The sequence below is a fragment of the Mesorhizobium sp. B2-2-4 genome (assembly GCF_006442375.1).
Lineage (GTDB): Bacteria > Pseudomonadota > Alphaproteobacteria > Rhizobiales > Rhizobiaceae > Mesorhizobium.
Genome location: NZ_VFWB01000017.1, coordinates 31,450 through 44,504, shown reverse-complemented (window position 1 = coordinate 44,504; position 13,055 = coordinate 31,450). Strand labels below are relative to the sequence as shown.

The 13,055-nt window shown below is 63.8% G+C and carries 11 protein-coding genes and 1 riboswitch; of the genes, 2 read left to right on the top strand and 9 right to left on the bottom strand.

All coding sequences use genetic code 11. The annotated features are described in order from the left end of the window. Positions 1 to 140: 140 nt before the first annotated feature. On the top strand, positions 141 to 1,316 hold the full coding sequence (locus FJ959_RS29460; protein WP_140495851.1) for a diguanylate cyclase: 1,176 nt from the start codon (positions 141 to 143) through the stop codon (positions 1,314 to 1,316). 9 nt (positions 1,317 to 1,325) lie between these two features. On the opposite strand, the gene gcvP is transcribed toward FJ959_RS29460, so the two are convergent. The 9 genes from gcvP to FJ959_RS29415 form a co-directional block, all read right to left on the bottom strand. Further along, a complete protein-coding gene (gcvP, locus tag FJ959_RS29455) occupies positions 1,326 to 4,136 on the bottom strand; it encodes an aminomethyl-transferring glycine dehydrogenase (protein WP_140633501.1) in 2,811 nt (936 codons plus the stop codon). A gap of 17 nt (positions 4,137 to 4,153) precedes the next feature. Continuing rightward, positions 4,154 to 4,522, bottom strand: coding sequence for a glycine cleavage system protein GcvH (gcvH, locus tag FJ959_RS29450; RefSeq protein ID WP_140495853.1), 369 nt, complete (start codon positions 4,520 to 4,522; stop codon positions 4,154 to 4,156). A 7-nt stretch (positions 4,523 to 4,529) separates the two neighbouring features. Then, a complete protein-coding gene (gene gcvT / locus FJ959_RS29445) occupies positions 4,530 to 5,627 on the bottom strand; it encodes a glycine cleavage system aminomethyltransferase GcvT (protein WP_140633499.1) in 1,098 nt (365 codons plus the stop codon). Positions 5,628 to 5,775: 148 nt separating this feature from the next. Beyond that, positions 5,776 to 5,862: riboswitch (glycine riboswitch) on the bottom strand. A gap of 103 nt (positions 5,863 to 5,965) precedes the next feature. Further along, the gene (locus tag FJ959_RS29440) at positions 5,966 to 6,757 is read right to left on the bottom strand and encodes a molybdopterin-binding protein (protein WP_140579705.1); all 792 of its coding nucleotides are present in this window, start codon (positions 6,755 to 6,757) and stop codon (positions 5,966 to 5,968) included. Position 6,758: 1 nt separating this feature from the next. After that, positions 6,759 to 7,637 (bottom strand): cytochrome b/b6 domain-containing protein, encoded by an 879-nt coding sequence (locus FJ959_RS29435; RefSeq protein ID WP_140633607.1) that lies wholly within the window; start codon positions 7,635 to 7,637, stop codon positions 6,759 to 6,761. Positions 7,638 to 7,753: 116 nt separating this feature from the next. Then, on the bottom strand, positions 7,754 to 8,431 hold the full coding sequence (locus FJ959_RS29430; protein WP_140633496.1) for a DUF1345 domain-containing protein: 678 nt from the start codon (positions 8,429 to 8,431) through the stop codon (positions 7,754 to 7,756). Between the two features lie 25 nt (positions 8,432 to 8,456). Beyond that, positions 8,457 to 8,924, bottom strand: a complete 468-nt coding sequence (locus FJ959_RS29425) for a YaiI/YqxD family protein (RefSeq protein WP_140495857.1) — start codon at positions 8,922 to 8,924, stop codon at positions 8,457 to 8,459. A 64-nt stretch (positions 8,925 to 8,988) separates the two neighbouring features. Continuing rightward, positions 8,989 to 9,558, bottom strand: a complete 570-nt coding sequence (gene gfa / locus FJ959_RS29420; protein WP_140495858.1) for an S-(hydroxymethyl)glutathione synthase — start codon at positions 9,556 to 9,558, stop codon at positions 8,989 to 8,991. Between the two features lie 65 nt (positions 9,559 to 9,623). After that, a complete protein-coding gene (locus FJ959_RS29415) occupies positions 9,624 to 10,751 on the bottom strand; it encodes an S-(hydroxymethyl)glutathione dehydrogenase/class III alcohol dehydrogenase (protein ID WP_140497529.1) in 1,128 nt (375 codons plus the stop codon). A 202-nt stretch (positions 10,752 to 10,953) separates the two neighbouring features. Between FJ959_RS29415 and FJ959_RS29410 the strand changes: the two genes are divergently transcribed. Further along, a complete protein-coding gene (locus tag FJ959_RS29410; RefSeq protein ID WP_140562434.1) occupies positions 10,954 to 12,966 on the top strand; it encodes an acetyl/propionyl/methylcrotonyl-CoA carboxylase subunit alpha in 2,013 nt (670 codons plus the stop codon). Positions 12,967 to 13,055: the final 89 nt, after the last annotated feature.

Sequence of the window (13,055 nt, the reverse complement as noted above, 5' to 3'; positions counted from 1 at the left end):
TTTTGGGACACTCGGCGTCGACGCTTTGTAAACTCTATCCGAAGGTCTCAGCCGGAAGATCAGTTGAAAATCATGTCTGATGGCTGTCGTTGACCTAGAATGCAGCGGTAAGGCCGACGCTCAGGGAACCCCCGCCCAATATGCTGGATTTCAGTTCGCTCCTGCTCGCAGCCGCGCTGTCGGGCATCTGCCTCAGCATCACCATGTTCGCGATCTGGTTCGCCGCGCCCCGGGCCAGCTTCGTGCTGACGGTGGGGTGCGGCATTCTCGTGCTCGTTGTGCATGTCATCCTGTTCTGGCGATACACGAAGGAGCCTGATCCGCTGCTTTGCCAGGTCGCGCTTGCATTGCTCAGCCTCGGTTTCCTGGTCATCTGCCTCTCGGCCATGCAGTATCTCGGCGTGCCGGATTACCGGCGTGCCATTTTGCCGACATTGGCCGCCATGACGATCTGCGCGGCGGTGACTTCCCTCGGTCTCGACGGGGTAGGCTTCATCGTTACCTATGTAACGGTGACTGTGCTGCTCTCGGCGATCGGAACCATGTTCTGGCTCAACGGCAGTCATGATCGCAAAATCCTGCTGGTGGTTTCGTTCCTGGGCGGCACCTGTGCGGTGTCGTTTGCACTTTGCGCGGTCGTCCTGGTGGCCAAGGGGCAATGGACGCTCGGGGCAGCCCCCGATAACTGGGCCGAACGCCTGAATTCGGTCGTGGCCGTGGCCTGCATGACCGGTCTCGGCGCATTGACGCTTTCCCTGCATCACCTGCAGGCGCAGATCGAGCTGAAGGCCGAGACGATGACCGATCCGTTGACCGGGCTGATGAACCGCCGGGGATTGATGTCGCTCCATGGCGAACGGGCCTTCGGTCCGTTCATGGCTGTCGTCATGTTCGACCTCGATCATTTCAAGAAGACGAACGACATCTATGGTCACCCGGTGGGGGATCAGGTTCTGTGCCGCTTCGCCGCAGTCATCAGAAAATATGCCAGAACGGGCGTCGACGCCTTTCGTCTCGGCGGCGAGGAATTCGCGATCGTCATGTCCCGGGTGACCGAAGAGAGGGCTTACGAGCTCGCAAGCAAGATCGGCGTCGCCTTCGGCACCGAGATCGTTGCGACCTCCCACGGTCCCTTGCGCAGCACTGTCAGCGGAGGCATCGGCTTTGGCGGCGCCAACGGCAACAGCCTCGGCGAGGTGCTGGCCGAGGCGGACGCAGCGCTCTATGCCGCCAAGCGCGCGGGCCGCAATTGCGTCGTCAGCCACAAAAGGATGGGCAAGGCCGAGCCGATCAAGCCGGCCTTGCGCTCAGCATAGTTTGCGAGACTATTCGGCCGCGCCCAAATAGTCCGACAGCGGCGGGCATGAACAGACCAGGTTGCGGTCGCCGGCGACATTGTCGATGCGCGATACCGGCGGCCAGTATTTCGCCGCCATGTCGGGGTCTCCGGCGGGGTAGGCCGCTTCCAGGCGCGAATAGGGATGGCTCCACTGGCCGGCCAGCGCCTCCGCGGCGGTGTGCGGCGCATTGACCAGCGGATTGTCAGCCAGGGGCCACTCGCCCCTCGCAACCTTGGCCGCTTCGCCCGCGATGGCGATCATCGCCTCGCAGAAGCGGTCGAGCTCGCGCTTGGGCTCGGATTCGGTCGGCTCCACCATCAGCGTGCCGGCGACCGGGAACGACATGGTCGGCGCATGGAAACCGTAGTCGATCAACCGTTTGGCGATGTCCTCGACACCGATGCCGGCGCTCTCCTTGAGCACGCGGGTGTCGAGGATGCACTCATGGGCAACGCGGTCGCTCCTGCCCTTGTAAAGGAGCGGGAAGTGTGGGGCGAGCCGTGTCGCGACGTAGTTGGCCGAAACGATCGCCGTCTCGGTCGCCTGCTTCAGGCCGGAAGCGCCCATCATGCGGATGTACATCCAGGTGATGGGCAGGATAGAGGCACTCCCGAAAGGTGCGGCGGCCACGGCATGCGCGGAGCCTTCGGTGACATGGCCCGGCAGATAGGGCTTCAGATGCGCCCTGACGCCGATCGGGCCGACACCCGGGCCGCCGCCGCCATGGGGGATGCAGAAGGTCTTGTGCAGGTTCATGTGGCAGACGTCGGCGCCGATGTCGCCCGGGCGGGCGAGGCCGACCAGAGCGTTGAGGTTGGCGCCGTCGAAATAGACCTGGCCGCCATGCTCATGGATGAGGGCGCAGAGATGTCGCGCGCCCTCTTCATAGACGCCATGCGTCGAGGGATAGGTGAACATCAGCGCCGCGAGATTCCTGGAATGCTCGTTGGCCTTGGCCCTCATGTCGTCCATGTCGATATTGCCGTCCTCCAGGCAGCGAACGACGACCACGCTCATGCCGGCCATCGCCGCGCTCGCCGGATTGGTGCCGTGCGCGGAGGACGGGATCAGGCAGACCGTGCGATGGCCCTCGCCGCGCGAGCGGTGATAGGCGCGGATGGCCAGCAATCCGGCATATTCGCCCTGGCTGCCGGCGTTGGGCTGGAGGCTTACCGCATCGAATCCGGTAATCTCCGAAAGCCAGCCTTCCAGATCGTCGATCATGGCGCGGTAGCCTGCCGAGTGCGCGGCCGGCGCGAAGGGATGCATGTTGGCGATTTCAGGCCAACTCACAGGCATCATCTCGGCCGCGGCATTGAGCTTCATGGTGCAGGACCCCAGCGGGATCATCGCGCGGTCGAGGGCCAGGTCCTTGTCGGCCAGCCGGCGCAGGAAGCGCATCATCTCGGTTTCCGACTTGTTCTCGTGGAAGACGGGTTGGGTAAGAAACTCCTTGCCGCGTGGCTTGCCGGGCATGGCGGCGGCGGCCTCCGCGCTCGGCTTGGCCCCAAACAAGGCGGCAATGGCTTCCAGGTCGGCTTCGTCAGAGGTCTCGTCGAAGGCGATGCCGACACGGTCGGCGTCGATGACGCGCAGAAGCCGGCCGCCCTTTTCGGCGGCGGCGGCGATCTGCGCGGTCTTCCCCTTCGTCTCCACCGTCACCGTGTCGAAGCGGCTCGTGCCGATCACCGGCAAGCCTGCCGCCTTGAGCCCGGCTGCCAGGCGGCTGGCCAGCGCGTGGATGCGCCCGGCGATTGCCTGAAGGCCGGCGGGGCCGTGCCAGATCGCGTAGGCTGTCGCCATGTTGGCAAGCAGCGCCTGCGCGGTGCAGATGTTGGACGTCGCCTTGTCGCGGCGGATGTGCTGCTCGCGCGTCTGTAGGGCAAGCCTGTAGCCTGGACGGCCCTTGCTGTCGGTCGACTGGCCGACCAGGCGGCCGGGCATCAGCCGAGTCAATTTGTCGGCAACGGCGCAGTAGGCGGCATGCGGGCCTCCAAAGCCCATCGGCACGCCAAAGCGCTGCATTGGACCGACGGCAATGTCGGCGCCGAGCCTTGCCGGCGTGTCGGTCAGTGTCAGGCCGAGCGGGTCGGCGATGAAGACGACCAGAGCGCCGGCCGCGCGCGCCTTGTCGATGGCCGCCTTGTGATCACCATAGACGCCGAAAGTGTCCGGCCAGGAGACGAGCAGGGCGGCTGTGTTGTCGTCGATCGTCTCGCCGTCGATCTCGATGCCGAGCGGCTCGGCGCGGGTGCGCGCCACATTCAGCGTCTGCGGGTGCGGTGTGCCGGCGAGAGCCACCTTGGTGCGCTTGTCGCGGTGATGGCGCAATGCGATGCCGATCGCTTCGGCGACCGCTGTCGCTTCGTCGAGCAACGAAGCCGATGCCACAGGCAGGCCGGTCAGTTCCGCAACCAAAGTCTGGAAATTGAACAGCATTTCCAGGCGGCCCTGGCTGATCTCCGCCTGGTAGGGCGTATAGGCCGTGTACCAGGCCGGGTTCTCGAACAGGTTGCGCTGGATGACCGGCGGCACGTGCACGCCGTGATATCCGGCGCCGATGAAGCTCTTCAGAACCGTATTCCGGGCCATGGTCGCCGACAATTCGGCCAGCGCTTCGGCTTCGCTGGCCGGCGCGGGCAGGGACAGCGGCCGGTCGAGGCGGATCGATCTCGGCACGGCCTGGCTGATTAACGTCTCCACTGAGGGCACGCCGATGACGGCCAGCATGGCTCTCACATCGGCAATGCCGGGTCCGATATGGCGGGCCGAGAAGGGGTAGGGTGCTGCGGTCATGTCAATGCGTCCTGATTTCAGCCGATATGGGCTTTGTAGGCGGCCTCATCCATGAGGCTGGCGAGCTGGCTTTCGTCGGCAAGCTTCATTTTCCACAGCCATCCGGCGCCGGTCGCCGCCGAATTGACCAGCGACGGGTCGGACGACAGCGTCGCGTTGGCCTCGGTGATCTCGCCGTCGACCGGCGCGTACACGTCGGAGGCCGCCTTGACGGATTCGACCACGACGGCGGTGTCGCCCTTGGCGAGCTTCTTGCCTGTTTCCGGCAGTTCGACGAAGACGAGGTCGCCCAGCTGCTCCTGCGCGTAGTCGGTGATGCCGACGGTGGCGATGCCGCCCTCGACGCTGAGCCACTCGTGATCGGCGGTGAAATAGGTCTTTGCCATCTGAAAATTATCCTTTGCGGTAGCGATGCGGGAGGAAGGGCAGGGAAGAAACGTCGACAGGTATCTTCGTTCCGCGCACGTCGGCGAAAACCCGAGTTCCGGGTTTTGCCAGCGGTGTCGGGACATAACCCATGGCGACGGGATGGCCGGCAGACGGACCGAAGCCGCCCGAGGTGACGTGGCCGGCGGGATTGCCGTCGGCATCGAAGAGCGTGGCGCCGGCGCGCACCGGCTGGCGGGAATCCGGCCTCAGGCCGACGCGCTTCTGGGCGGAGCCGCGCTCGACGGCGGCGCGCAGCGTGTCGGCACCGATGAAAGTGCCGTTGGCGCGGATGTCCTTCGGGATGGCCCACATCAGCGCCGCGCTTGCGGGATCGGTTTGCGTGGTGATGTCCTGGCCGTGTAGGCACAGGCCGGCTTCCAGCCGCAGACTGTCACGGGCGGCAAGGCCGATCCATAGCACGCGCTCGTCTTCGAGCAGTTTCGCGACGAGACCGCGCGCGTCTGCCTCCGGCAGGCCGATCTCGAAGCCGTCCTCGCCGGTATAGCCGGACCGGCTCATGAACCAGTTCTCTCGCGGTTCAATGCCATGCATGAACAGCAGCGACCCGGTCTCGATACCGGCGCGGGAAAGCGCCGCCCAGGCCTCGGGACCCTGGATGGCGAGGAAGACCCGATCGAGCGGTTCGACCTTGACGTCGAAGTCGGTCGCAAGCTCGCGCAAATGCTTCTCGTCGGCGATCGCGTTGCCGGCATTGGCGACGACCATGAAGTTGGTATCGCCCAGCCGGGTGACGATCAGATCGTCCAGGATGCCCGCGGCCTCGTTCAGGAAAAACGTCAGCTTCGACTGTGAAATTTCGAGCGCGCCCGCATCGAGCGGACAGGCACGGTTGAGCAGGGGAATCGCGCCCGGCCCGCTGACCCTGAACAGTTTCATGTGGGAGATGTCGAACAGGCCCGCATGTTCGCGGGTGTGAAGATGCTCCTTCATGACGCCGGCCGGGTAGGTCAGCGGCATCGACCAGCCGGCAAAGGCGCCAAAGCGCGCACCGGCAGCTGCGTGGACGTCTTCGAGAGGAAGGTGTTTGGTGTCGCCCGTCATGTGTTCTCCAGAGTCGCACGCAATCGGTCGCGAATGGCGACCAGTCCGTGCCCCTCTGTCTGAAGCCTGAGAGACTCGCGCCCCGTAACTCTGTCGGCAGCGCTTACACCTTCGGCGCGGGGGCAGGCCCCGACTTTCCAGAGTGTCTTTCCCGTCTACGGTTCTTTTGCCTGAGAGATTTCGGGCGATTTCCCCTTCGGCGGCAGCTCTCGCTGCTCTCTCCCGCAAACAGGTAGGGCTCGCAAAAGCCCTCGACTCGTCATCCATAGCCCGTCAACGACGGATTGTCACCTGCATGCGACGTGCAAAATAAAATGGCGGCATCGTGCCGATTGCGATCAGATCCCGCCATACCAGTCGTAGCCATTGTCTTCCCAATAACCGCCCCGTCCGCCTCCTAAGGCGGCGAAGCCGTCGACCAGCTCGATCTTGTAGAGATATTTCGGCATCTTGTAGCCGAGCTGGCGCTCGACCCGGACACGCAGCGGCGCGCCGTTCTCGACCGGCAGCGGCTTGCCGTTGACGCCGTAGGCCAGGATCGTCTGCGGGTGGCGGGCGTCGATGAGGTCGATGCTGCCGTAATATTTGATGTCGCCCGACAGGCTGCGGTCGATCGTGTCCAGGCAATGGAACATGACGTAGCGCGCCTCGGGTTTGACCACCGCCTGGTCGAGGACCAGCGACAGCGGCGTGCCGGTCCATTTGGCGATGCAGCTCCAGCCTTCGACACAATCATGGCGGGTGATCTGCGTTCGGCTCGGCATGTTCATGAGCTGCTCGCGGGTCAGCGACAGCGGCTTTTCGACCAGGCCCGAGACCTCCAGCCGCCAGTCGGCGAAGTTGTTGGCGAGCAGGGTCTTGTAGGTATCGTCGTCGGGTGACGTCACCCCGTTGGGGCGCATCGGCTGACGGATATCGGCTTCAGTAAATTCCGGCGCCAGCGAATCACGGCCCGCGAGCAGACGTTGCGCGCGGTGTGTGAGATCGTTGGCATTTTCGAGGAAGCTGCGCAGCCCGCCGCCCACGCCGAGTTGGCTGTCGAAGGCGTCGCAGCCTGAAAGCGCGATACCGGAAAGGCCAAGGCTGGCCGCGGTCAGGAATTTCCTGCGGTTGATCTCGAATTTTGCCATATCAGGCGCTCCTTTCGGAGGATTTTGCGTCATGCGGCGGATCGGTCCGATACCATCCGGTGACGATCGAGCGCAGTTCGTTGATCGGGCCGGCGGCCACGATCATCAGAATATGGATGATGAAGAAACCGACGAGCAGCACCATGACGGTGAAATGGATGGTGCGCGCAGTCTGCCGGCCGCCGAGCAGGTCGTTGAGGAACGGCAGCACCGAATTCATGCTTGGCGACATTGCGAGCCCCGTGAGGATCATCAGCGGCAACAGCACGAACAGCACGCCGCCATAGGCCATTTTCTGCAGCGTGTTGTATTCGCGCGTGTGGTGGAATTTCAGCCTGGCGTGATTGGCGATATCTTGCGGTAGGCGCCTGAGATCGTCCAGGCGAGGGGCGAGGTCACGTCTGATGTGGCCGTTGACCAGGCTGGCGACCAGCCACACAAGCAGCGTCGTCGTCAGTACCCAGGCGAAGAAGAAATGCACGACGCGTGCCGTGCCGAGGTCGTAGTATGACGGGATCGTCGCCCAGGACGGGAAAGCGCGGGGCGTCTCTTGTCCTGCCGGCCCAGACCAGCCGAGCACGCCGGTCGTGTCGAAGCGGTGTCCGAGGATTTCGGTATAGCCGCGCGGCCCGGCATTCGTATTCTCGGCGCCGATAGCGAAGACGGTGTTGTTGTAGTCGAAGCCGGACTGCTTGCCGAGATAGAGCTGCGGGCGGGCGTTGAAGATCTGGAGGCCGGAAAGCAGCATGAAGAAGAGCGAGATGGCCCACAGCCAGTGCGTCAGCCGCGTCCAGGCCGATTGCCGGTAGATCAATGTCGTGGCCTTCGTAGCGTCACTGTCCGCGCTGGCGGCGGGTTGGTTCATGGCAACCGATTCCATCTGGTCTCGCTTCCTGGCCGTTCCATCCGGCGCGGCCGGTGTCTGCATCATTCTCCTCCTGATACGTCGCCAGCCAAGCCGATGTTTCATCGATCACGAAAATATCAGATCGAAGCTCAAGGGCCGCCCAGGCTGACGGCGAGATTGACGGCGGCGGCGACGATGACCGTGTTGAAGAAGAACGACAGGATCGAATGAACAAGCACGACGCGGCGCATATGGGTTGTCGAGATGTTGGTGTCGGCGGTCTGCGCCGTCATGCCGATGACCGTCGAGAAGTACAGAAAATCCCAGCCTTCCGGCCGTTTGTCGCCGGGGAACAGCAAGCCGCCGACCGGGATTTTCTTCTTGGTTCCGGCATCGACCAGGTCGCCGTCCATCCAGTACACATGCGCATAGTGCAATGCCGCCATGGCGTGGATGGTGAACCAGCCGAGGGGAATCGACAGCAGCGCGAAGCCGAGCTCCATCGCGTTCGAACTGCCTTTCTGGTTGATCAACTGGAACAATGCTGTGATGGCAACGCCGACGACGACCAGCGTGACGGCGAAGATGACCAGCACAGGCTGGTCGGTGTCACGCGCATTCTTGCTGAGATAGATGCCGGTGAATTTGGGCATCTGGGCGACAACCAGCGTGACATAGGCGGCAAAAAAGGCGTTGGCGCCGATCGAATAAGCGAGCGGCGCGTGAAGCAGCAACGCCAGCAGAAGCGCAAAGACGCCGACACAAGCCGACACCGCGAACAGCATGTGCCGGTGCATGGGCGTGCTGGAGGGGATTTCGGCGGCCATGATGGTTCCGAATGGCGCTGGGCTTCTACTGCGGTGTGGCGGATTTTAGAGCGCGCCGCAAGATGCGGTCGAGTTCGCCGAGAAACCGCGAGCGGTCTTGCGGTGCGAAGCTGGCATTGTAGCCCTTGCTTTCACCGGTCTCGCGCAAATGCTGCTTCAAGTCGCGCATCGCCACCGCCATGCCGATCGTTTCCGGCGTGAAGGGACGTCCGGTCGGCCCCAATACATGGGCCCCGAGCGCCACCGTGCGTGCGGCCAGTGGAATGTCTGCGGTCACCACGATGTCGTTGGGTTTTGCGTTTTCGACGATCCAGTCGTCGGCGGCGTCGGCACCCTTGGACACGACGACATTGCGGATCATGGGGTCGCGGGAGGGGCGCAGGCCGCCATTGGAAACATAGGTGACGACGACGCCGTGGCGCTCGGCAACTTTTTCGACTTCGGCTTTGACCGGGCAAGCGTCTGCGTCGACGAGGATGGCGGGTGCGGGCATTGTCTCTCCAAATGAGCATGGGGCCGGCAACCCGTCCGGCCCCATGCCTCAAATCTCATGGTCGTCAGGCCGGAAGCGCTCCCGACCTCTTGGCGGTCCAGGTGGCGATATAGTCCATCAGGCCGGGGTTGAGGCAGTCATAAGGTTCGAGGCCGATCGATTTCAGTTGGCCGCGAATGCTGTCCATGCGGCTCGGGTCGACACCGGATTCGATGATCGAGGAGACAAAGGCGGTAAAGCCCGGCGGCGACCAGCCATCCTCCTCGAAGCGCTCGGGATGGATGAAGGACAGGCCCTTGAACGGATGGTCGCGCTCGACGGGTCCATGCATGTGGACGCCGCAGCCGGTGCAGGCATGGCGCTGGATCAACGCGCTCGGGTCCACCACCTTCAGCTTGTCGCCGTTCTCGGTGACGGTGACGTCGCCGGTGCCGGCTACGGCCACCACCGAGAACACCGCCCCTTCGGGCTTCCAGCATTTGGTGCAGCCGCAGGCGTGGTTGTGGGCGATCTGGCCCTTGACCTTCACCTTGACCGGATTGCTGGTACAGGCGCAGACCAGCGTGCCGCCGATAAAGCTCGCACTCTCCCTGGGCAGACCATTGTCGATTTTCGGATGCAGTTTTTCCGCCATGCTTTTCTCCTCCCATTTTTGACCACAGAGGTCGCGGGCCCGTTGCCCGCGGCGTGGGGCCGCCCTCAGTAAACCACGACACTCCTGATCGACTTGCCCTCATGCATGAGGTCGAAACCCTTGTTGATGTCCTCGAGCTTCAGCGTGTGGGTGATCATCGGGTCGATCTCGATCTTGCCGTCCATGTACCAGTCGACGATCCTGGGCACGTCGGTGCGGCCGCGCGCGCCGCCGAAGGCGGTGCCCATCCAGGTCCGCCCGGTGACCAGCTGGAAGGGCCGCGTCGAGATCTCCTGGCCGGCGCCCGCCACACCGATGACCACCGACTTGCCCCAGCCGCGATGCGAAGCCTCCAGCGCCTGGCGCATCACCTTGGTGTTGCCGGTGCAGTCGAACGTATAGTCGGCGCCGCCGATCTGGTCGGCGCCGCGCTTGGTCATGTTGACGAGATGGGGAACGATGTCGCCGTCGATCTCCTTCGGATTGACGAAATGCGTCATGCCGAAGCGCTCGCCCCAGGCTCGTCTGTCGTTGTTGAGATCGACGCCGATGATCATGTCGGCGCCGGCAAGTTTCAGGCCCTGGATGACGTTGAGCCCGATGCCGCCGAGGCCGAAGACCACCGCGGTCGCGCCTTGCTCGACCTTGGCGGTGTTGATCACCGCGCCCACGCCGGTGGTCACCCCGCAGCCGATGTAGCAGATCTTGTCGAAGGGCGCGTCGGGATTGACCTTGGCAACGGCGATCTCCGGCAGCACGGTGAAGTTGGAGAAGGTCGAGCAGCCCATATAGTGAAACAATTTTTCGCCCCCGATCGAGAAGCGCGAGGTGCCGTCCGGCATCAGGCCTTGCCCCTGCGTGGCGCGGATGGCGGTGCACAGATTGGTCTTCCGCGACAAACACGACGGGCACTGCCGGCATTCGGGCGTATAGAGCGGGATCACATGGTCGCCCTTTTTGACCGAGGTGACGCCCTTGCCGACATCGACCACCACGCCGGCGCCCTCGTGGCCGAGAATGGCCGGGAACAGGCCCTCGGGATCGGCGCCCGACAGCGTGAACTCGTCGGTGTGGCAGATGCCGGTCGCCTTGATCTCGACCAGCACCTCGCCCTCGCGCGGACCGTCAAGGTCGACCTCCATGATCTCAAGCGGCTTTCCGGCAGCAACGGCAACGGCGGCGCGGGTTTTCATCTGGCAATCCTCCAACGCAATTTTGCGCTCAGGCTTTCAGGTTTTGGCCTGCTCATCAACCGCCAGATGAGACGAAATATCGGCTTTCTTGACGCAGGTAGCACACCCTTGACCGCAGGCGTTCGCGCCACGCACACGGTACTTGAGACATGGCGACATAATCCATAGAACTGGACCGTCCGCCGGAGGGGAATTTGCCCGCATGTTCACCAAAATCCTGATCGCCAACCGTGGCGAGATAGCCTGCCGCGTCATCAAGACCGCGCGCAAGATGGGCATCGCCACGGTCGCTGTCTATTCCGACGCCGATCGCGATGCCGTGCATGTCGAGATGGCCGACGAGGCGGTGCATATCGGACCGTCGCCAGCCGCGCAGAGCTATCTCGTGCCCGAGAAAATCATCGCGGCGTGCAAGGCGACCGGCGCTCAGGCCGTGCATCCCGGCTATGGCTTCCTGTCCGAGCGCGCATCATTCTGCGAGGCGCTGGAGAAGGAGGGCATCGTCTTCATCGGGCCGAAGCCGAAGGCCATCAAGGCGATGGGCGACAAAATCGAATCGAAGAAATTCGCCAACGCCGCCAATGTTTCGACGGTTCCCGGCTGGCTCGGCGTCATCGAGAACGCCGACCACGCGGAGAAGATCGCCGGAGAGATCGGCTATCCCGTGATGATCAAGGCCTCGGCCGGCGGCGGCGGCAAGGGCATGCGCATCGCTTGGAACCAGGCCGAGGTGCGCGACGGCTTCGACCGCGCGCGCTCGGAGGCCAAGAGCTCGTTCGGCGACGACCGCGTCTTCATCGAGAAGTTCATCGTCGATCCACGCCACATCGAGATCCAGGTGCTGGCCGACGCGCATGGCAACGCGCTCTATCTCGGCGAGCGCGAATGCTCGATCCAGCGCCGCAACCAGAAGGTGGCCGAGGAGGCGCCATCGCCTTTCCTCGATGCCAGGACGCGCAAGGCCATGGGCGAGCAGTCGGTGGCGCTGGCCAGGGCCGTCGACTACCAGAGCGCCGGCACGGTGGAATTCATCGTCGACGCTGAGAAAAACTTCTATTTCCTTGAAATGAATACACGATTGCAGGTCGAGCATCCGGTGACCGAGCTTGTCACCGGTATCGATCTGGTCGAGCAGATGATCCGTGTGGCCGCCGGCGAGAAGCTCGCCTTGAAGCAAAGCGACGTGAAACTGAATGGCTGGGCGGTGGAGAGCCGGCTCTATGCCGAGGATCCGTATCGCAACTTCCTGCCGTCGATCGGCCGCCTGACGCGCTATCGACCGCCGCAGGAAGGGCAAGTCGGCGACGTCATCATCCGCAACGACACCGGCGTCACCGAGGGATCGGAGATTTCGATGTTCTACGACCCGATGATTGCCAAGCTGTGCACCTGGGCGCCGACCCGGCTGGAGGCAATCGACGCGATGTCCGAAGCGTTGGACAGTTTTGTCGTCGACGGTATCGAGCACAACATCCCGTTCCTGGCGGCGCTCATGCAGCATCCGCGCTGGCGGGAAGGGCGGATTTCGACCGGATTCATCGCGGAGGAATATCCCGACGGCTTTGCGCCGATCCTGCCCGATCATGACGACAAGGCCGTGTTGGCGGCGGTCGCCACCGTGGTCGAATTGCTGCGCCGCGACCGACTCGACCGGCTGGGCGGGCGCTTGGCGCCGCATTCGGGAGCACTCAAGCGCGACTGGGTGGTGAAGATTGGCAGGGACTATCTGTCCGCGTCCATCCTGGAGGGCATAATCTCCATTCCGATGGAAGTCGACTTGTCCATCGAGGGCGGCAAGCCGCTGACGGTTTCGTCGGCCTGGCGGCCGGGCGAACTGGTCTGGCGCGGCAGCGTCGGCGGGCACGAAATGGTGGCGCAACTGCGCCCCGCGCCGAACGGCCTTCGCATCGCCTGGAAAGGGCTTTCGGTGACGGCGCGCGCCATGCTGCCGCGCATTGCCGCGCTGGAAAGGCTGATGCCGGAAAAGCTGGCGCCCGACACCTCCAACCTGCTGCTATGTCCCATGCCCGGCCTCGTCGTGTCGATCGCCGTCGCCGAGGGTCAGGAGGTCAAGGCCGGCGAGACGCTGGCCGTCGTCGAGGCGATGAAGATGGAGAACGTGCTGCGCGCCGAGCGCGATCTCGTGGTGGCGAAACTCAACGTCAAGCCGGGCGACAGCCTGGCCGTCGACGCGGTGATCATGGAATTCGCCTGAAGCGGGGGCGGCCGGAAGCCTGTGGCCGATGTTCGTTTGTGCTGGACTGGCACAGCCCGGTGCCGGACAATACATCTTGATCGACTCAA